This window comes from Aggregatibacter sp. (assembly GCF_057314075.1).
Genome location: NZ_DBHLAR010000005.1, coordinates 73153 through 92680 on the forward strand (window position 1 = coordinate 73153; position 19528 = coordinate 92680).

Genomic DNA, 19528 nt, shown 5'->3' on the forward strand with positions numbered 1-19528 from the left:
CCCTTGTTACAAATTATCGACACTGCGCTTGAAATCGTAATAAATGATCTAACAACACAATCGCCATCATCGCTTCGGCAATCGGCACGGCACGAATCCCCACACAAGGGTCATGGCGACCTTTGGTTACTACCTCCACGGGTTCGTTATTAAGATTAACGGAACGCCCCGGAAGGGTGATGCTGGAGGTAGGTTTTAACGCAATGGTCGCAATAATTGGTTGTCCTGAGCTAATACCGCCCAAAATGCCGCCCGCATGATTAGAAAGAAATCCCTCCGGTGTCATTTCATCACGATGTTCACTGCCGCGTTGTTCTACGACGGCAAAACCATCGCCAATTTCTACGCCTTTTACCGCGTTAATGCTCATGAGAGCGTGCGCTAAATCTGCATCTAAACGATCAAATACCGGTTCGCCTAAGCCTACAGGCACATTTTCAGCAACGACGGTTAATTTTGCGCCGATGGAATCGCCCTGCTTTTTCAATTCACGAATTAATTCATCGAATTTTTCCACCGCACTTTTATCCGGACAGAAAAACGGATTACTATTCACTTCCACCCAATCGATGTTTTCAAAGGATTGGGGCGCGATTTTTACCTTGCCGATTTGGCTTAAAAAGCCTCGCACTTCAATACCGAATTGTTCACGTAAATATTTTTTTGCAATAGCGCCTGCCGCCACACGCATGGCGGTTTCACGGGCAGAAGACCGACCGCCACCGCGATAATCACGAATGCCGTATTTTTGCTGATAAGTGAAATCGGCATGCCCCGGGCGAAAACGATCTTTGATTTCGCCATAATCTTGCGAACGTTGATCGCCGTTTTTGATGATCATGCCAATGCTGGTGCCCGTGGTTTTCCCCTCAAAGACGCCGGATAAAATTTGCACTTCATCGTCCTCACGACGTGGCGTGGTGTAACGAGAAGTACCCGGTTTGCGGCGATCTAAATCCGGCTGAATATCGGCTTCCGAGAGCGCCATATTCGGTGGCATGCCATCGACAATACAACCTAATGCAATGCCATGAGATTCACCAAAGGTGGTCACGCGAAATAATTGCCCAATCGTATTTCCTGCCATAATCTTCTCTCTTCAATTCGATTTATGATTTCACTTCCACCAACGGCATAATCGCGCCGGTATCTTGATTTTTGATAAAGATATCAAGCTGATTGAAGGCGATCTCAATATTATTTTCCGCAAATAATTCGTTAACACGGCGGTTTAACGCATCAATAGTGTTTGTACGCTCAGAGACTTGAGAAACATAAACCCGCAATTCATGATCCAAGGTGCTGGCGCCAAAACTGAGGAATAAGGCGCGCGGCTCCGGATCTTTCATAATATTAGTTTGTTCAGCTGCCGCTTGTAACAATAAGCGTCTGACCAATTCTAAATCAGAGCCATACGCCACACCAATGGAGATCACCACGCGAGTAATCGTGTTAGACAATGCCCAGTTAGTGACCTGTCCGGTCACGAAAGATTTATTTGGTACAATCACTTCTTTACGATCAGGATCGATAATCGTAATCGCACGAATACGAATTTTCGCTACCGTACCGGTCACATCGTTAATGGTGACAGTATCGCCAACTCGAATCGGACGTTCAAATAAGAGAATAATACCCGACACGAAGTTCGCAAAAATTTCCTGCATACCGAAACCGAGACCTACAGAAAGTGCGGCGAATAACCACTGTAATTTTGACCATGACATGCCCAAGGTGGCAAACGCCCAAGCACTTCCGATAGCCACTAACGTGTACGTTAATAAGGTATTAATCGTATAAGGCGTGCCTTGCGACAACTTCACGCGGGAGAAAATCAACGCTTCTAAAATCCCCGGCAAGTTGCGCACTAAAATGTAAGTAATACCGATAATCACTAACGCCACAAGTAAGTTAAATAGCGAAATACTTTCGGTCACTACGCCGGCTTCTGTTGTGGTCGTTTGTTGCCATAACGTAATGTCGCGTAAGTAACTTGCTACAGTAACTAAATCCGACCACACATAATAGAAAATCGCAAATAATGCCGTCCAAATGAATAAATCGGCAAAGCGTAACAACTGACCACGGACTTGGTTAACCGCCATGCCTTCTTCTTGTTCACTTACCACAACCACATCATCAGAAGGCGAACCATCATTCAACTCAGCCGCTTTTTGCTGACGTTTTTCTTGCAAGCGACGGTATGCTAAACGACGGGAGGAAACCGTAATCGCACGATATAGCGTGTAACGAACCAGAGACCAAATCACCCAAGCGATGTAGGTGTTAATCATGTGGTTAATCAAGTTAAGTGCGGTGTAGTAATAACCGAGCGCGACCAATACAATCAATCCGACCGGCACTAATTGCAATAAAATGCGGACAATTTTTAAAACCAGTTCGTCTCGGTGATCACGGTTTGTCTGGCCTAATGTTTTTGAGGCTTTACGAAAACGTGGCGCAATAATGGCGATACAAAAAATCAAGGCGACCATGGTATTCAATTCGCCAAGCACATCATTGGCTAAACCGCTATCCATAACATTACTGAAAACCGAGGTATTCAATAATAATACTACCGCGACAATGATTCGTTTCGTCACCGCTCTCAGTTTTTCCGCTTCATCCTGAGAGAATCCAAAATGACGAACGGAGATACCATTCGGTCGTAAAAGTGCAAGCACAAAGCTAAAGAACCACCAATATGCCGCCATACTCAACGACCATTGCCAAAATTCCGCCGGATTTCGAACAAAGAAAAAGCCCAACAGTTGGCACACGGCTAAAAACCATAATGTGGATGGCAAAGCAATAATCGCCGTCAATAAAAGTGCCATTGGCGTATGCCACTGACTGTCGGAACGAAGTGTATTAATTTCACTGTTAATGGTAGCTAAACGTTGTTTAATCAGTGTTTTAAATCTGAAAATAATACCGCCAATCAGTACCAAAATTGCCACAAACATGAGCAAATAAGGCAAGTTATCAAAATTTTTCGGAAAACCTAATTTTTTACTAATTCCCTCAAATTGCTCACCAAGTGACATCGGTAACTGCTTAAACCACGCTAAATTGATCGGGTTATTGCTTTTAACCCAAAAGCTTTGCTGATCCAACTTCGCCTGAATTTGATCGCTAAGCTGTGTAATTTGCTGTTGTGTCAATTCTAAAGAAATCGCCAAATTTAATTGGTTATTTAAAGACTTAATCACATCGGAGGCAATTTTACGGCGCTCTGTCAACAAATTGGTGAGCTGTGCTTTTTCTTCTGCCGTAAAGGTTTGGTTCTGCTCGGCTTGAACTTTCGCTAAATACGCCTCCAAATCATAAAGCTCATTGCGGCGTTGGGTCATGTCAAAAATTTGCACACGCAAATCTGCAATTTGTTTTGATAGACCTTGGATATTCAAGTTTGTCGGTAATTTTTGTTTTTGCTGTTGGATGATCCGTGATAGCACCAAGGTGCCTTGTAACGCACTAATTTGCTCATCAATGGTACGCTGCGTTTGCGTTAAGCTGTCTAACACGCTACGCATACGCAATTCATCTTGTGTTAAGGTATTGGTTTTTTCCGTTTGCTCCAACAAAAATTGGCTCAATTGCGCATTACGCTCCAACTCTTTCTGAATGTAATTATTTTTAACCGCACTTTGGCTTTGTTGCTGTACTTGATCAACTTGATTTTGTGTTTGTGCCAAATGCTGTTGATTAATCGCCTCTTGCATTGCGGAAATTTGTTGCTGTTGCACTTGCGCACGGGCGTTTAATAAGTCATAGCGGCTTTGGTATAACACCGTCAACTGATCGCTGTTTTTCAGTAGAATTTGATTGTAATTATTTTTTAAATCAATCAGTTGCGATTCTAACTGATACTGCTGTTTCAATGTCTCTGAGGTCGTGCTCTCGCTCAGCTTTTTGTTCAGCTCTTGCGTGCGTTTTAAATTGGAGGTTAGTGTCGCCTGCGCTCGCTCAGATACGGCGCTTTGCCCCGCCAATTGGCTGTTCACGGTCCCTAACGCCGATTGTGTTTCCTGTTGTTGTTCGGTTAATTTCTCAACCTGAGCCTGTAGATCCGCTAAGCGACGAGATTGATAATCTGCCGCTTTTGCCGTATCCAATTGCTTTTTCAGCGTTTGTAACTCAGCACTATTTTTTTGAATTTCAGCATCTGCGCCATTCAAGGTAGCTTGTAGCGTCTCATTGGTCTTTTGCTGGGCTTGAATTTGTTGCAAGAGATCCAAAGAGGTTTGAATATCTGTGAACAAGGTTTGCTTTTCATCGCCATCCGGCATTTTTTGTGCCGTAGCAAGATCCGCCTTGAGGCTTTTTTCGGTTGGCAAAGACAGGGTATTTTGATCGGCAAAGGCACTGTGTGAGATCGCCATGTTCAAAAATAAGGCAGCACAAAGTGCGGTTAAAAACGCATTTATTTTCATATTTATCCTAATTGTTTCGCTAGCCAGATTGCTAACGTTTTCCGAGAAACTTTGATTGCGCCGTCGCTTAAATTTAACGGCAATTCATAATAGGCAACGGGTTGTTTAAAACGTTCCAATCGCCCCTGTAAAAATACCTTCAGATTTTCCACCGCACTTTTAGTGAGCTCTCGCCATTCCACAATGGCTACCGGTCGTTGGCCGAATTCTGAATCAGGAATGGGCAACACAAAAACCTGTTTGACTAAATCAGATTGTAAAATCAGTTTTTCAATTTCTTCCGGCTGAATATTTTCTCCACCGGAAATAAACATATTATCAATTCGCCCTGAAATCACAAGTTCGCCGTCGTGCCACACACCTTTATCTTTCGTGGCAAACCAACCTTGTTCGTTAAGAAGAGAAACGATACGGCCCTGTTGCCAATAACCTAACGCCAAGCCTGCACCACGCAACCAAATTTCCTCATTGTGCAAACAGTATTCACGTCCGGCTAAGGGCTGCCCTACCCCGTTTTTTTCATCACTTTGTTTAGCAAACACCGTTGAAGCCATTTCTGTCATGCCATAACCGGAATAACTTTTCACGCCTAGGCGATGTAACGATTGTGTCAATGCTAACGGAATATGTGCCCCGCCAAGCAATACCGCACGTGTTTGTCTCGTTGAGGGATTTTCCTGCAAATACGATAACCAGCGTTGCACTTGCGTTGGCACCAAAGAAACATGAGTCACCTGATTGACTGCCGCATAAAAATCATCGCCCGATAACACCAACGTTGCCCCTGTCGTCAGCCAGCGCCACACAATGCCCTGCCCGGAGACGTGATACAACGGCAATGAAAGCAACCAAGAATCTGTTGCGCCAAATTGCATTAAATTACATACGCCTTGTGCATTGGCCAAATGCGCTTGCACATTATGCACAACGGCTTTTGGCAAGCCCGTGGAACCTGATGTGAGCGTCATAGTAGCCGGTTGCGTCAAATTAACGGGAAAATCACCGAAAGCGTCGATTTTCTCTGCCTGCTTTATGGCATCCGAAAAGGTGAAAAAACACTTAAAAATCTGACCGCACTTTTGTTGTTCTGTAGTACATTCCGCCTGATCTGAGGTAAAGAAAAAACCTGCATTATAGGCTTGGCAAAGGGCAATGCGTTTTTCTAGAGGAAACATGGGGTTGAGAATTAAAACGCGGGCACCGATTTGAATCGCCGCTAAATAAAACAGCACCAGTTCTAGACTATTTTTCCCACACAATGCGATGCCATTTTTTGGCTTCACACCAAGATGTTGTAAATACGTGGAGATTTGCTGTGTTTTTTTGAGGAGTTGCGGCCATGTAAAAGCGTCGCCTTGCAAAACTTGCAAGGCGATTCGCTTAGAAAATAAAGGAGATTGTGCAAATTGATGACCCAGTGCCATAAGCGTTAATTTGCCGTAAAAAATGACCGCACTTGATCAATTAAGTATTCCGGCAAATGCATAGACTGCATAGCCCCTTCCAACATAAGCATTTTACGACCGCTGTTGGTATTTGTGATCACCCAATACGGCGTATCCGGAATTTGTTTCGGTTTCGTATGATTTCCTGCCATTAACAAGGTGCCTTCATCACGGGCAAAATAAACGCGCGTACGCCCTTGCAATGACTCGGTGGCGAGGGCAAACCCTTCCGGGTTGGTGCGATATAAAATTGTCAGAATATTTAAGAAACGAATGACCGCTTTATTTTCTTGTTTAAATGCTTCTGAATTGAGTAACGCTTCTAATTTTGTGATGGTTTTCTGCATAACCTCATCGGATTGCTTTTTAATCACCGGCTTGTTAATTTCTTCTTCGAAAACAGGTGGTTGTTCCACTATCTGAATTGGCTCATTGGAAGACGTAGTGACCGTCGTCGATTGACTTTCCGGAAGACTAAAATAAGCATTGCGCGGAGAAAGATTTAATAAACGGCGTAAAATATCCGATGCACTTTCGCCAATAGATTGCGTGTTGCCGGCAATGTATTGATAAAGCTCTTCGTCCACTTCGATAATTTTCATTTTCTTTCTCCACTTGCTTGATCTATTTAAGCTTTTCGCACATTATAGCGAGCTATTAGCAAATTCTCTAGCCCCAAATTTAGCCGATGGAAAAATTACTCAATTTTCAATTTAATGAATTAAAACAAGCAATTAACAAACCTGTTTTGGTGTTCATTCATGGTTTATTCGGCGATATGAATAACTTGGGCATCATCGCTCGCGCCTTTAGTGATGATTATTCTATTTTACGGATGGATTTACGTAATCACGGCTTGAGTTTTCATAGCGAAGACATGAATTATGATTTAATGGCGAAAGATGTAGTTGACGTGATTCATTCTTTGGGCATTCATGAAGTGATTTTAGTCGGGCATTCCATGGGTGGAAAAACCTCTATGGTTTGTGCCGCAAATTACCCTAAATTCGTCAAAGGCTTAGTCGTGATTGATATTGCACCTGTCGCTTATGGCGAACATGGGCATGATGACGTATTTAACGGTTTATTTGCTGTAAAAAATGCTCAACCCCATACCCGTCAAGAGGCTAAACCCATTTTATCGCAGCATATTCGCGATGAAAGCGTACAACAATTTATGTTGAAATCCTTTGATGCCTCAAGTGACGATTATTTTCGCTTTAATTTGACCGCACTTAAACACAATTACCCTTACTTAATGGGCTGGGAATCACGCCACATCACACAGCCCTGCTTGTTTATTAAAGGCGGCAATTCCTCCTACATTTTAACCGAATACACCGACCTGATTTTATCCCAATGCCCACACGCGGCCTCCTTTACTATTAACGGTAGCGGACATTGGGTTCATGCGGAAAAACCGCAATTTGTTATCCGTGCAATCACGCATTTTTTAAATAGAATTAATAGCTCAGATGAATCCAAATAGAATTTCATTTGGTGCGGAATCTATGATATAGTTCGCAACAAATTTCGTTGTGGCTTATCATTATCACTTTCTGAATAATTCTTTATTCAAGTGATAAACACGCCAGTGGTTAACAAAATGGCAAAACAAGATTCTGACTACATTACTTTAGATTTATTTAGTGAAATTCGTAGAGTTGGACGTCCGAAAACCAATCCACTGAGTCGGGAGCAACAAATCCGTATTAATAAGCGCAATCAATTAAAACGTGATAAATCCTGTGGATTAAAGCGTGTCGAATTGAAATTGCATGCGGATTTAGTTCAACAACTAGAAGATTTAGCATCAACTCGAAACGTGAATCGTTCCGAGCTAATCGTAGCAATTTTACAAGATTATTTTAACGTTAAGAAATAGGTAACAAGATGGCTGTTGTCGGCTTATTTTATGGTAGTGATACAGGCAATACTGAAAACATTGCCAAAATGATTCAAAAACAATTAGGTAGCGAATTAGTTGATATTCGTGACATTGCAAAAAGCAGCAAAGAAGATATCGAAGCGTATGATTTTCTTCTGTTTGGTATCCCAACTTGGTACTACGGTGAAGCACAATGTGACTGGGATGATTTTTTCCCAACATTAGAGCAAATTGATTTTACCGATAAACTTGTCGCCATCTTTGGGTGCGGTGATCAGGAAGATTATGCAGATTATTTCTGCGACGCCATGGGAACCGTGCGTAATATTATCGAACCACACGGTGCGATTATTGTCGGACATTGGCCGACTGAAGGTTACAATTTTGAATCTTCGCAAGCATTAGTTGACGATGATACATTTGTCGGATTATGCATTGATGAAGATCGTCAACCGGAATTAACGTCTGAACGTGTCAACAAATGGGTTACACAAGTTTATGACGAAATGTGTTTGGCTGAGTTAGCTTAATAGCAAAAAAGGAGCTGTTATGTCTGAAGAAAACATCAAATTATTAAAAAAAGCAGGATTAAAAATTACGGAACCCCGTTTGACAATTCTTGCTTTAATGCAAAAACACAGTGAACAGCATTTTTCTGCGGAAGATGTTTACAAAATGCTATTAGAAAACGGTGCAGATATCGGTTTGGCTACGGTATATCGTGTTTTAAACCAATTCGATGAAGCCAAAATCTTAATTCGCCATAACTTTGAAGGAAATAAATCGGTTTTTGAGTTGGCGCCAACCCAGCATCACGACCATATTATCTGTACTGATTGCGGTAAAGTGTTCGAATTTAATGATGAATTAATTGAAAATCGCCAAAAAGAAATCAGTAAGCAGCACGGTATTGAACTCTCCAGCCATAGTCTATATCTTTATGGAAAATGTAGTGACATTAATCAATGCCCAGAAAACAACAAAAAATAATCACAAATAAGGCGGTCTTTAAACCGCCTTATTCGTAATAACACATCAAAACCGATCACACTTTTCTCGCCTAAAAACAAGATTTTCCTTAGGGGAAAATGCCTTGTTATGCTATAATCACGCCAATTTTTTCACATTAATTTTAATGATTAGGAAGTTCTAAATGTCTGATTTCGTCCAAGATATTACGCCGGTCAGTATTGAAGAAGAGCTGAAATCTTCATACCTCGATTACGCCATGTCCGTTATTGTAGGGCGTGCCTTGCCTGATGTACGTGACGGCTTAAAACCGGTACACCGCCGCGTGTTATTTGCGATGCACGAAGGGGGCAATGCCTACAATAAACCTTACCGTAAATCTGCCCGCATTGTGGGTGACGTCATCGGTAAATATCACCCACACGGTGATAGCGCGGTATATGATACCTTGGTGCGTATGGCACAACCTTTCTCCTTGCGTTATATGTTAGTGGACGGTCAAGGTAACTTCGGATCTGTAGATGGTGATGCGCCGGCGGCGATGCGTTATACGGAGGCCCGTATGACCAAAATCGCCCACGAATTATTGGCAGATCTCGATAAAGAAACCGTTAATTTCGTGCCAAACTATGATGGCTCAGAAATGATTCCTGAAGTATTGCCAACCAAAGTCCCAGCCTTATTAGTCAACGGTTCTTCCGGTATTGCTGTCGGGATGGCGACCAATATTCCCCCACACAATCTAGGCGAAGTATTAGACGGTTGCTTGGCTTATATCGAAAATAACGATATCACCATTGATGAATTAATGGGTTATATTCCCGGCCCGGATTTCCCAACAGCCGCACTCATTAACGGTCGTAAAGGCATTGAAGAAGCCTATAAAACCGGTCGTGGTAAAATTTATGTACGTGCCCGTGCAGAAATTGAAACTGATGAAAAAGGCCGTGAAAGCATCATCGTGAACGAAATTCCGTATCAAGTTAATAAAGCCAAATTAATCGAAAAAATTGCGGAATTCGTCAAAGAGAAAAAAATTGAAGGCATTAGCGGTTTACGTGATGAATCAGATAAAGACGGTATGCGTATCGTCATTGAAATCAAGCGCGATGCTGTGGGTGAAGTGGTATTAAACAACTTGTATGCCCTCACGCAAATGCAGGTCACTTTCGGGATTAATATCGTGGCATTAGACCATGGTCAGCCGAAACTCTTAAATTTAAAACAGCTCATTGAAGCATTCGTGTTACACCGCCGCGAAGTGGTGACCCGCCGTACCATTTTTGAATTACGCAAAGCCCGTGAACGCACCCATATTTTGGAAGGTCTTGCTATTGCGTTAGCCAATGTGGATCCAATTATTGAGCTAATTCGTCAAGCACCAAACCCGGAAAGCGCCAAACGTGAATTACTTGCTCGTCCATGGCAACTTGGCCATGTTGCAGAGATGTTGGCAGCAACCGGTGTCGATGCCGCTCGCCCGGAAGATTTAGACGAACAATATGGTATCCGTGACGGTTTATATTATTTGACGGAAGTCCAAGCTCAAGCCATTTTAGATTTACGTTTACAAAAATTGACCAACTTAGGTCATGACGAAATTCTAGACGAATACAAAAAATTATTGGAAGCCATCGGCGAATTGCTCTATATCCTACGCAGTCCTGAACGCTTAATGGAAGTGATTCGTGAAGAGCTGGAGCAAATCCGCGAACAATTTAACGATCCGCGCAGAACAGAAATTACCGCCGCTTCCGGCGACATTAATTTAGAAGATTTAATCGCCCAAGAAGATGTGGTGGTAACCCTTTCCCACGAAGGTTATGTGAAATATCAACCCATTAGCGATTACGAAGCACAACGCCGAGGTGGTAAAGGCAAATCTGCGACAAAAATGAAAGAAGAAGATTTCATTGAGAAACTCTTGGTTGCCAATACCCATGACACCATTCTTTGTTTCTCCAGCCGTGGACGCTTATATTGGCTGAAAGTGTATCAACTTCCGCAAGCTAGCCGTGGCTCGCGCGGACGACCAATCGTCAATATTTTACCGCTCAATGAAAATGAACGTATTACCGCCATTTTACCGGTGACCGCTTATGAAGAAGATAAATTCGTCGTCATGGCAACCGCCGGCGGTATTGTGAAGAAAATCGCGTTAACCGAATTCAGCCGTCCACGTTCTAGCGGTATCATCGCGCTGAACTTACGCGACGAAGATGAATTGATCGGCGTAGATATTACCGACGGCAACAATGAAATCATGTTGTTCTCTTCCCAAGGTCGCGTAGTACGTTTCAGCGAATCCGCTGTCCGTGCAATGGGGCGTTTGGCCACAGGGGTACGCGGTATCAAACTTGCCTTAACCAATGATCTGAATGACGATGAAAGTGCGGTTGAAATTGAAGAGGTTTCTGATGACAACACAGAAGAAACCTTAGATCTCAACATCGATAAAGTCGTTTCTTTGGTCATTCCGAAAAATGACGGCGAAATTCTCACCGCAACACAGAACGGCTACGGCAAACGGACGAAATTAGAAGAATATCCGACCAAATCCCGTAATACCAAAGGGGTAATTTCCATTAAAGTAAGTGAGCGTAATGGCAAAGTCGTTGCGGCAACCCAAGTGGTTGATACGGACCAAATCATGTTAATCACCGATGCCGGTACCTTGGTTCGTACCCGAGTCAGTGAGGTCAGCATCGTCGGACGTAACACTCAAGGTGTTCGCTTAATCCGCACAAGCGAAAATGAGCATGTTGTGAGCTTGGAGCGTATCTGCGATGTCGATGACGAAGAAGGCGAACAAGAAAGTGCGGTAGAAAATACCGAAGAATAACAACATAAGAGCATTTTAAGGCAGCAGTGTTTTATTGCTGCCTTAAATATTGGGGGATAAATGGATATTTATTTAGTTTATTTGCACATTATTTGTGCCTTTGTCAGCCTCGGATTACTCATTATTCGTGGTGCTATGCAGTTAACGAAGAAAGACTGGCGAGCAGTCAAATCGTTGAAAATTCTACCGCACTTAATAGATACCCTATTGGTTTTAAGCGGTATTATTATGTTATTTATATTTAACTACGGCTTACCGGTGTGGATTATTGCGAAGACGGTATTATTGATCGGCTATATTGTCTTCTCGGCAAAATTCTTCAGTAAAAAACAATTGCAAAATCAACCGCACTTTTTCTTCTTGGCGCTTGTGTTACTGATAGGCACGATCCTAATCGGTTATTTTCACTAAAAATAAAAAAGTGGGTTTAATACCCACTTTTTTATCCCCCAGCTAATTTCACCTTGTAGCCTTTCTGTTCCAGCAGCTGTTTCAGTAAATCACGTTTTTCACCCTGAATTTCGATAGTATGATTTTTTACTGAACCACCACATCCACAACGTTTTTTTAGTTCCGCAGCTAAGGTTTTCAATTCGCTTTCGGCTAATCCAAGCCCGGTAATAATGCTCACACCATTACCTTTACGGCCACTTTTTTGCAGTTGAATTCGTACGATACCATCACTTTGTGGAATCTCTTCCTGCGGTTTATCGGCTTTAATCCGTCCTACTTCAGTAGAATAAACTAATTGATTTATCATAATAAATTACGCGATAGAAGTATTAATCGCTTTCAATACCTCTGCCGGGTTTTCGGCCTGCGTAATTGGACGTCCAATGACCAAATAATCAGAACCTGAACGAATGGCAGCAGCTGGTGTCATCACACGACGTTGGTCACCAAAATCAGAGCCAATCGGACGAATCCCTGGTGTAACAAGCAAGAAGTTTTCACCACAGTTACGACGTAAAATTTCCACTTCCTGCGGAGAACATACCACGCCATCTAAACCTGCACGTTGAGTCAAATGCGCTAGACGAATCACCTGTTCCATTGGAGAGGCGTTAATGCCAATTTGCAATAAATCCAAATCTTCCATACTCGTTAACACGGTCACTCCAATTAATAACGGTGCATCTTTTCCATAAGGCTCAAGAATTTTTTTCGCTTCCTCCATCATGCGCAAACCACCGCTTGCGTGTAAGTCCACCATCCAAACGCCTAAATCAGCTGCAGAACGAACCGCTCTTGCCACAGTATTCGGAATATCATGAAATTTCAAATCAAGGAAAACATCAAAACTACGCGAATGTAATTGTTTCACAAAATTCGTTCCAAGAGTGGTAAACATTTCTTTCCCGACTTTTAAACGACAATTTTGTGGGTCAAGCTGATCAACTAACGCTAAAGCATCTGCTTCTTTTTCATAATCTAATGCGATGATGACTTTATTTGTCATATATTTCTCCTTACAGATAAGCAATGTTAGCAGCTAATCATGTTCAATCGCGCTAACCGGTTTAATCGTTTCCCATTGACGACAAGAGGGACAACACCAAATTAATTTATGGGTTTGATAACCGCAATTACTACAACGATAATCAAAAGTTTGTTTAATGCGCTCTCCCACCATTTTATGTAACAAAATCAAACTATCCTTCCCTCTTCCATTTTCTGCATCATCAATTTGATATTGAATAAAACGGTGAAAAATAGGCGTAGCCGGATTTTGTTGGAGCTGTTGGTAAAGCTTAAGTTGTGCCGCAGCAAGCCCATCTTTTTCTTCAATAAGATCAGCTAACATCAAGGATACTGCACTATTATGATTTTTTTGATTGGCTTTGATGAGAAATAACTCAAAATTATCTAACTGATTTAATTTTTGGTAGCAGAATTTCAAGGTGTTTAAAACTTCACCTATATAATCAGAATTTTGCGTCAAAATATTTTCTAAAATATCGACCGCACTTTTATAGTTTTCTTGTTTAATCGCTAAATCAGCAAGCATTATGGATGCCCTAGCACAACTAGGAGAAACCTTTAAGGCTTGCAATAAAATCTGTTGAGGGTTTTCTTTGCTATCTTGAGGTAAATTGCGCACGTATTCACAATAATAGTGTGCCAATTCAATATGATTTTTTTTAGGAGAGATTTTTGCAAGCTTTTCAGCAACGTTAATGGCTTTTTTCCATTCTTTCGTTTTTTGATAAATAATTGCCAGTTGTTGTAATGCCGCCTCAGCAAATTCGGGCTCATCAACCATTAAAATATAAAGATGTTCAGCACGATCAAAAAAACCCACTGCCATAAAATCTTTCGCAAGCTGTTGTTTAGCAAGCAATTTTTGTTCAAAGGTATAATGTGGGCTGTTATCTAATGCTTGATGAATTCGTAATGCACGATCTACCTCGCCTCGCGAACGAAAAAGATTTCCCAGTGTTAACTCAGCCTCAAATTGTGATGAGCTATTAATTTCATTTTCACTTTCTTGTTTTTGGAGCATATCCAAAAATAAATCAACTGCTTTATCTGTTTGATTAGCTAGTAAGAAATTAACCCCAGTTACATAATCACGGGAAAGTTTATTACTTATGTCCTCCTGATCTTTTTTAGCACTACGATGCCCCATATACCACCCATAAGCGGCAGCAATTGGTAAAAGAAGGAAAAGCAATTCAAGCATTATTGAGAAACCTTATCTCTGCTGTTTGTTAATTCATTAATTTGTAAGGTTTGACGTTTGATCTGACGATTTAATGCAATATTTTTAAGTTTTAGTTTGATATAGAAAAAACCGGTAATGAACCAACCAAGGATAAGTCCTAAGCCGAATAAAATAGCAACTAAGGTAGAAAGTTGGAATTGGCTTTGTGCGACAATATAGTTGAACGTAATAACTTGATCATTATTTGCACCGACGGTGACTGCAACTAACACAATAGCTAACACGATGATTAATCCGAAAATATATTTAATCATTTTCTTTCTCCTTAAAATAAAGTTGCTTTCATTATGCCAAAAATGAGCATAAAAAACGACACTTAAAAGTGCCGTTATAAAAAGTTAGTCAAATAAATTATGCGTAAACATCAACGCGTTCTCTTAGCTCTTTTCCAGCCTTAAAATAAGGTACACATTTTGCATCTAATTTTACTTGTTCACCAGTTTTAGGATTACGACCTAAACGAGGCTGACGACAATGCAAAGAAAAGCTACCAAATCCACGCACTTCAATACGTTCACCACTTTCTAATACATATGACATTTGTTCTAAAATCGCTTTTACTGCTTCTTCAACAGATTTAACAGGTACACTGTGATTTTTCTGTACTAAAAGTTCAATCAGCTCTGATTTAGTCATACTATTCTCCTAACTCTTTAAACCGGCATATTACTATGCCGGTTTTATTAACAAAGCGAATTATTCACCTTTTGCTGCTTTGAAAGCTTCAGCCATTGCATTTGGAATAGCAACATCTTCTTGCTTATTCACATTTGCAACTGCAGACGCTTCTTCAGCTTGATCTTTCGCACGAACAGATAAGTGAACAATACGAGCTTTACGATCTACGCCGGTGTATTTTGCTTCAATCACATCGCCTGCAGCAACTTCATTTGTTAAATCAGCTGCGCGGATGTAACCTTCCACACCACCGTCTAGTTCAACTTTAGCACCTTTCGCATCGGCTTCAACAACTTTAGCATTTAATACAGTGCCTTTTTTATTGATAGCAACGAAGTTATTGAATGGATCTTCTTCAAGTTGTTTGATACCTAAAGAAATACGCTCTTTCACTGCATCGACTTGTAATACAACTGCGGCAACTTCATCACCTTTTTTGTAATTACGTACAGCTTCTTCACCTTGAACATTCCAAGAAATGTCAGATAAATGAACTAAACCGTCAATACCGCCTTCTAAACCGATGAAGATACCAAAGTCAGTGATAGATTTGATTTTACCAACAACTTTGTCACCTTTGTTGTGAGTTTCAGCGAATTGAGCCCATGGGTTTGCTTTGCATTGTTTTAAGCCTAAAGAAATACGACGACGTTCTTCATCGATTTCTAATACCATCACTTCAACTACATCACCTAAGCTAACCACTTTAGATGGGTGAATATTTTTGTTAGTCCAATCCATTTCAGAAACGTGAACTAAACCTTCAACACCGTCTAAAATTTCAACAAAACAACCGTAGTCAGTTAAGTTAGTTACTTTACCGGTTAATTTGCTGTTTACTGGGTGATTTTCAGCGATTGCAGCCCAAGGATCTTGACCTAATTGTTTTAAGCCTAAAGATACACGAGTACGATCTTTATCGAATTTCAATACTTTAACGGTGATTTCATCACCAACATTAACGATTTCGCTTGGGTGTTTAACACGTTTCCAAGCCATATCGGTAATATGTAATAAACCGTCAACACCGCCTAAATCAACAAATGCACCGTAGTCAGTTAAGTTTTTAACAGTACCTTTAACTTCTGCACCTTCAGACAAGTTCGCTAATACTTCTTCACGATCTTGGCTGCTTTCAGATTCGATTACTGCACGACGGGAAACAACAACGTTGTTACGTTTTTGATCAAGTTTGATTACTTTGAATTCTAATTCTTTACCAAGTAAGTGATCTGCGTCACGAACTGGACGGGTATCAACTAATGAACCCGGTAAGAATGCGCGAACACCGTTTAACTCAACTGTGAAGCCGCCTTTCACTTTACCGTTAACTAAACCAAGTACAGTTGCTTGTTCGTCATAAGCTTTTTCCAATACAATCCAAGCTTCGTTGCGTTTTGCATCAGCACGGGAAGCAACAGTTTCACCGAAACCATCATCCACAGCTTTAAGCACAACATCAACAACATCACCAACTTGAACTTCCAATTCACCTTGTGCATTTAAAAATTCTTCGGAAGGAATTGCAGACTCGGATTTAGAACCGGTATCTACAAGGACGAAGCCTTTTTGGATAGCAACAATGGTACCTTTAACAACTGCACCTTGACGGGTTTCAAGGTCTTTTAATGATTCTTCAAAAAGTTGAGCAAAAGATTCTGTCATAATTAATCTTCAATTTAAGTAAATAACGTCCACTTCTAATCCATAAAAAGTGGGGCTGATAATAAAGTTTATCCATCCTTGGGTAAACCGTAAAAATTTAAGCTTTAATATCGATACGTTGCTGAATATAGTTTAAGGCCTGACAAATCACTTCATCGATACTCAATGTCGTGCTGTCAAGTAAAAACGCATCTTCAGCAGGTTTCAAAGGGGCGACTGCTCGATTTCTATCACGCAAATCACGCTCTTTTATCTCGGCTAAAATCTGTGCAAAGTTACCATTAATCCCCTTATTTTGCAACTGGTTATAACGTCTTTTTGCACGTTCCTCCGCACTCGCATCTAAAAATAATTTTACTTGTGCATCAGGAAATACCACCGTTCCCATATCGCGACCATCCGCAATTAAACCATCATTTTTGGCGAAATCCTGCTGAAGTTGTAGTAATGCAACACGAACTTGTGGGAAAACAGCCACTTTTGATGCCGCATCTGCTACTTCTTGCGTACGAATTAAATGGCTGACATCCATGCCACCTAATAATACATTCACTTCACCATTTTTCGGCACAAACTGAATATCTAAATGACGGGCAAGATCAGCCAATTCGGTTTCATTGGTTAAATCAGCATGGCGTTTTAACGCGGCCAATGCCGTCACACGATAAATTGCGCCAGAATCTAGCAACGCAAAACCTAGTTTTTCTGCCAATGCGTAACATAAAGTGCCTTTACCGGCACCGCTTGGTCCGTCAACCGTAATAATTTTATTCATAATTTTTCTCTGTCAAAAGGGATTGAATCTCAACCGTCATCTGGTCAAACATGTCATAACGTTTGCGATACATAGAACGTTTTTTACTTTGAATTTCTTCTAAAGGACGACGCTCAAGTGCGGTCGGAATTTGCCAATAATTTTCTGCCAACTTACCCTCATTTTCCTGCCAAAATTCATCGTAGTTAAACAATAATTTTGCCGAATCATTCCAACGATATTTGGCCTGACGTTTATGCGGAATGCCTTCTAAGCGACAATTCAACGTCTCCGCAAAAACTTTAAAGGCATTCACCAACATAAACATCGGGCGAACACCATGTAGCAATTTTGTCGCCTGACGCACTAAATCTTGCGCCTCATCGCCTTTTGGTCCTTGAATTGATGCGATTAACAAGCAATTATCCGCTAAAAACGTAAAGCTGGCGGAATAAATCGTACGTTGATTAGCATCAGTTAAAGCGATAGCAAAAAAACCTTCATAAGGATCGATATGGTTGAGCGTTAAATTTAGCGCCAATTCATCCGTTAACTGTGCCAACAGTACCGGCTGTTGTGAAATTAATGTCTCGCACAACGACATACCAAAGTGTTTTTCCGCCATGGCAAAATTGGTCTTAATAGCGTCTAAACGCTGTGTCGCATTAAAGTGTTTATCACAGTACTGGCTTAATAACGTATTCACACGATAAGGATACTGAGCAAAAACCGGCTGCCACAATGGATTTTCATGAATAAAATCGACTAACGCCTGGCATTGCGCTGCAAAAACCAAACGGCGCGCCCGATAACGTAGCCATTCCCGCAACAATTTTAATTTGCGTTTTTCTACGGGAAACATTTCATGAAATGTTGGAAAATGGAATTTCGTCACCACAAACCTCAAAAAGAATTCAATAAATTAAGTGCAAAATTATAGCAAAAAGGCAGTTGCTTTTAAATGCGCCGATAGGCTGTAAAAACGCAGAAAAAAACGACCGCACTTTATAGTTCACGTCATCTTTTCGATGAAAAAAGTGCGGTCATTTTCACGGGTATTTTATGCCACAAAGACCTGCTGCACCAAGAGCATATACAATAAAGTGCCGGCGGCAATGGACAAAAACATATTGCGTTTCCAAAAATGCAATGCCAGCACCACTGCGCCTGCAATAAACTCGGGGAAGCCATGAAAGCCGCTCAATACATCAATATTTTTATAGCAATAGACCACCAGCATGCCAAACATCGCCGCAGGCAACACTCGCCCTAAATAACGAATATATTCAGGAATAGGACGGTTGGCAGGGAAAATCCAAAACGGCAGCCAACGCGTAATTTGCACGGCCAAAACGGCAATAGCAATGGTGAGGATCTGTTCCATCAAGCTCATTTATTGCACCCTCTCTAATTTCGTGGTCAGCTTCGGACGACGGAATGTTAAGATCATCCAAATGCCTATCAGGGTTGGTAATAAGAAATAGTCATGACCAAAAATCAGCAGCGAAATAAATGCAATCGCCAGGCCTAACAAGGAACTTTCGTGAGATTTTTCTTTCGTCCAATTTTCCGCAAAAATCACCAGAAACAACGCAGTCATTGCAAATTCTATCCCTTTCAAATTAAACGGAATGATATTGCCAAACAAGTTGCCCAAGACTGCCCCGACCACCCAATACATATGCAGGTAAAAGCTGACAAAAAACAGATACCAGCCACGATCCAAGTGCGGTGGGATTTTTGCCATATAATTAAGAGAAAAAGATTCATCAACTAGGGTTGCGATAAGATACGGGCGCTTTTTGCCTAAAAATTTACCGTATTTTTCCAACATGGAAATACTGTAAAAAATCTGCCGTCCGCTAACCATCAAGGTAATCAGCAACGCATTGAGGGGCGCAAAAGGCAAAGTGAGCGCACCGGCAATAATAAACTCGACAGAACCGCCATAAATCAACAATGCCATTAAAAATGGGTACCACACGCCAAATCCAAGGGCTTTCATATAAATGCCGTAGGCTATGCCAAGAAATAAAAAACCGGCAATCATCGGTGCGCTATACGGCAATGCCGCCTTGGCTGCGGCAAAAATAGGATGACGCGTTGTCTTAACATCAGACATACAA

The 19528-nt window shown here is 41.3% G+C and carries 20 protein-coding genes; 6 read left to right on the forward strand and 14 right to left on the reverse strand.

The window, feature by feature from the left end; translation table 11 throughout:
- Nucleotides 1-13: 13 nt before the first annotated feature.
- The 4 genes from aroC to seqA are packed head-to-tail and all read right to left on the reverse strand — an operon-like array spanning nt 14 to nt 6483.
- The gene (gene aroC / locus ACO5E4_RS03890; RefSeq protein ID WP_485862141.1) at nt 14-1087 is read right to left on the reverse strand and encodes a chorismate synthase; all 1074 of its coding nucleotides are present in this window, start codon (nt 1085-1087) and stop codon (nt 14-16) included.
- 22 nt (nt 1088-1109) lie between these two features.
- Nucleotides 1110-4436, reverse strand: coding sequence for a mechanosensitive channel MscK (mscK, locus tag ACO5E4_RS03895; protein WP_485862142.1), 3327 nt, complete (start codon nt 4434-4436; stop codon nt 1110-1112).
- A gap of 2 nt (nt 4437-4438) precedes the next feature.
- A complete protein-coding gene (gene menE, locus ACO5E4_RS03900; RefSeq protein ID WP_485862143.1) occupies nt 4439-5860 on the reverse strand; it encodes an o-succinylbenzoate--CoA ligase in 1422 nt (473 codons plus the stop codon).
- Nucleotides 5861-5865: 5 nt separating this feature from the next.
- A complete protein-coding gene (gene seqA / locus ACO5E4_RS03905) occupies nt 5866-6483 on the reverse strand; it encodes a replication initiation negative regulator SeqA (RefSeq protein WP_485862144.1) in 618 nt (205 codons plus the stop codon).
- Nucleotides 6484-6569: 86 nt separating this feature from the next.
- Here seqA and ACO5E4_RS03910 point away from each other — a divergent pair, with 86 nt between their 5' ends.
- The 6 genes from ACO5E4_RS03910 (at nt 6570) to ACO5E4_RS03935 (ending at nt 11991) form a co-directional block, all read left to right on the forward strand.
- Nucleotides 6570-7370 carry an alpha/beta fold hydrolase gene (locus ACO5E4_RS03910; protein WP_485862145.1) on the forward strand — a complete coding sequence of 267 codons (801 nt, stop codon included), beginning with the start codon at nt 6570-6572 and terminating at the stop codon, nt 7368-7370.
- A 117-nt stretch (nt 7371-7487) separates the two neighbouring features.
- Entirely contained in the window at nt 7488-7766 is a 279-nt protein-coding gene (gene ybfE, locus ACO5E4_RS03915) for a LexA regulated protein (RefSeq protein WP_314955569.1), read from the forward strand.
- An 8-nt stretch (nt 7767-7774) separates the two neighbouring features.
- The gene (gene fldA, locus ACO5E4_RS03920) at nt 7775-8299 is read left to right on the forward strand and encodes a flavodoxin FldA (protein WP_314955472.1); all 525 of its coding nucleotides are present in this window, start codon (nt 7775-7777) and stop codon (nt 8297-8299) included.
- Between the two features lie 19 nt (nt 8300-8318).
- Nucleotides 8319-8759 (forward strand): ferric iron uptake transcriptional regulator, encoded by a 441-nt coding sequence (gene fur / locus ACO5E4_RS03925; protein ID WP_314955475.1) that lies wholly within the window; start codon nt 8319-8321, stop codon nt 8757-8759.
- Between the two features lie 163 nt (nt 8760-8922).
- Nucleotides 8923-11580, forward strand: coding sequence for a DNA topoisomerase (ATP-hydrolyzing) subunit A (gene gyrA / locus ACO5E4_RS03930; RefSeq protein ID WP_314117009.1), 2658 nt, complete (start codon nt 8923-8925; stop codon nt 11578-11580).
- A gap of 60 nt (nt 11581-11640) precedes the next feature.
- Nucleotides 11641-11991 (forward strand): SirB2 family protein, encoded by a 351-nt coding sequence (locus tag ACO5E4_RS03935; protein ID WP_485862146.1) that lies wholly within the window; start codon nt 11641-11643, stop codon nt 11989-11991.
- A 31-nt stretch (nt 11992-12022) separates the two neighbouring features.
- Here ACO5E4_RS03935 and yciH read toward each other — a convergent pair whose 3' ends face one another.
- The 10 genes from yciH to ACO5E4_RS03985 all read right to left on the reverse strand — a co-directional run bounded on the left by yciH (nt 12023) and on the right by ACO5E4_RS03985 (nt 19524).
- Nucleotides 12023-12340 carry a stress response translation initiation inhibitor YciH gene (gene yciH, locus ACO5E4_RS03940; RefSeq protein WP_485862147.1) on the reverse strand — a complete coding sequence of 106 codons (318 nt, stop codon included), beginning with the start codon at nt 12338-12340 and terminating at the stop codon, nt 12023-12025.
- A 6-nt stretch (nt 12341-12346) separates the two neighbouring features.
- The gene (gene pyrF, locus ACO5E4_RS03945) at nt 12347-13039 is read right to left on the reverse strand and encodes an orotidine-5'-phosphate decarboxylase (protein ID WP_485862148.1); all 693 of its coding nucleotides are present in this window, start codon (nt 13037-13039) and stop codon (nt 12347-12349) included.
- 33 nt (nt 13040-13072) lie between these two features.
- Nucleotides 13073-14263, reverse strand: coding sequence for a lipopolysaccharide assembly protein LapB (gene lapB, locus ACO5E4_RS03950; protein WP_230621437.1), 1191 nt, complete (start codon nt 14261-14263; stop codon nt 13073-13075).
- A complete protein-coding gene (locus ACO5E4_RS03955) occupies nt 14263-14559 on the reverse strand; it encodes a LapA family protein (protein ID WP_006717608.1) in 297 nt (98 codons plus the stop codon). The genes lapB and ACO5E4_RS03955 overlap by 1 nt, the downstream gene beginning before the upstream one ends.
- 97 nt (nt 14560-14656) lie before the next feature.
- Entirely contained in the window at nt 14657-14941 is a 285-nt protein-coding gene (locus ACO5E4_RS03960) for an integration host factor subunit beta (protein WP_109103673.1), read from the reverse strand.
- A 60-nt stretch (nt 14942-15001) separates the two neighbouring features.
- The gene (rpsA, locus tag ACO5E4_RS03965) at nt 15002-16648 is read right to left on the reverse strand and encodes a 30S ribosomal protein S1 (RefSeq protein WP_485862149.1); all 1647 of its coding nucleotides are present in this window, start codon (nt 16646-16648) and stop codon (nt 15002-15004) included.
- Nucleotides 16649-16745: 97 nt separating this feature from the next.
- Nucleotides 16746-17423, reverse strand: coding sequence for a (d)CMP kinase (gene cmk / locus ACO5E4_RS03970; protein WP_485862150.1), 678 nt, complete (start codon nt 17421-17423; stop codon nt 16746-16748).
- Nucleotides 17416-18264, reverse strand: coding sequence for a VirK/YbjX family protein (locus ACO5E4_RS03975; RefSeq protein ID WP_485862151.1), 849 nt, complete (start codon nt 18262-18264; stop codon nt 17416-17418). Before ACO5E4_RS03975 ends, cmk begins: the two co-directional genes overlap by 8 nt.
- A gap of 198 nt (nt 18265-18462) precedes the next feature.
- Nucleotides 18463-18795, reverse strand: coding sequence for a branched-chain amino acid transporter permease (locus ACO5E4_RS03980; protein WP_485862152.1), 333 nt, complete (start codon nt 18793-18795; stop codon nt 18463-18465).
- Nucleotides 18796-19524 (reverse strand): AzlC family ABC transporter permease, encoded by a 729-nt coding sequence (locus ACO5E4_RS03985; protein WP_485862153.1) that lies wholly within the window; start codon nt 19522-19524, stop codon nt 18796-18798.
- Between the last annotated feature and the right edge of the window lie 4 nt (nt 19525-19528).

What these genes read in the sequence shown, in the direction of transcription:
- aroC (WP_485862141.1), bottom strand. Translation starts at nt 1,087, where the DNA reads ATGGCAGGAAATACGATTGGGCAATTATTTCGCGTGACCACCTTTGGT.
- mscK (WP_485862142.1), bottom strand. Translation starts at nt 4,436, where the DNA reads ATGAAAATAAATGCGTTTTTAACCGCACTTTGTGCTGCCTTATTTTTG.
- menE (WP_485862143.1), bottom strand. Translation starts at nt 5,860, where the DNA reads ATGGCACTGGGTCATCAATTTGCACAATCTCCTTTATTTTCTAAGCGA.
- seqA (WP_485862144.1), bottom strand. Translation starts at nt 6,483, where the DNA reads ATGAAAATTATCGAAGTGGACGAAGAGCTTTATCAATACATTGCCGGC.
- ACO5E4_RS03910 (WP_485862145.1), top strand. Translation starts at nt 6,570, where the DNA reads ATGGAAAAATTACTCAATTTTCAATTTAATGAATTAAAACAAGCAATT.
- ybfE (WP_314955569.1), top strand. Translation starts at nt 7,488, where the DNA reads ATGGCAAAACAAGATTCTGACTACATTACTTTAGATTTATTTAGTGAA.
- fldA (WP_314955472.1), top strand. Translation starts at nt 7,775, where the DNA reads ATGGCTGTTGTCGGCTTATTTTATGGTAGTGATACAGGCAATACTGAA.
- fur (WP_314955475.1), top strand. Translation starts at nt 8,319, where the DNA reads ATGTCTGAAGAAAACATCAAATTATTAAAAAAAGCAGGATTAAAAATT.
- gyrA (WP_314117009.1), top strand. Translation starts at nt 8,923, where the DNA reads ATGTCTGATTTCGTCCAAGATATTACGCCGGTCAGTATTGAAGAAGAG.
- ACO5E4_RS03935 (WP_485862146.1), top strand. Translation starts at nt 11,641, where the DNA reads ATGGATATTTATTTAGTTTATTTGCACATTATTTGTGCCTTTGTCAGC.
- yciH (WP_485862147.1), bottom strand. Translation starts at nt 12,340, where the DNA reads ATGATAAATCAATTAGTTTATTCTACTGAAGTAGGACGGATTAAAGCC.
- pyrF (WP_485862148.1), bottom strand. Translation starts at nt 13,039, where the DNA reads ATGACAAATAAAGTCATCATCGCATTAGATTATGAAAAAGAAGCAGAT.
- lapB (WP_230621437.1), bottom strand. Translation starts at nt 14,263, where the DNA reads ATGCTTGAATTGCTTTTCCTTCTTTTACCAATTGCTGCCGCTTATGGG.
- ACO5E4_RS03955 (WP_006717608.1), bottom strand. Translation starts at nt 14,559, where the DNA reads ATGATTAAATATATTTTCGGATTAATCATCGTGTTAGCTATTGTGTTA.
- ACO5E4_RS03960 (WP_109103673.1), bottom strand. Translation starts at nt 14,941, where the DNA reads ATGACTAAATCAGAGCTGATTGAACTTTTAGTACAGAAAAATCACAGT.
- rpsA (WP_485862149.1), bottom strand. Translation starts at nt 16,648, where the DNA reads ATGACAGAATCTTTTGCTCAACTTTTTGAAGAATCATTAAAAGACCTT.
- cmk (WP_485862150.1), bottom strand. Translation starts at nt 17,423, where the DNA reads ATGAATAAAATTATTACGGTTGACGGACCAAGCGGTGCCGGTAAAGGC.
- ACO5E4_RS03975 (WP_485862151.1), bottom strand. Translation starts at nt 18,264, where the DNA reads ATGTTTCCCGTAGAAAAACGCAAATTAAAATTGTTGCGGGAATGGCTA.
- ACO5E4_RS03980 (WP_485862152.1), bottom strand. Translation starts at nt 18,795, where the DNA reads ATGAGCTTGATGGAACAGATCCTCACCATTGCTATTGCCGTTTTGGCC.
- ACO5E4_RS03985 (WP_485862153.1), bottom strand. Translation starts at nt 19,524, where the DNA reads ATGTCTGATGTTAAGACAACGCGTCATCCTATTTTTGCCGCAGCCAAG.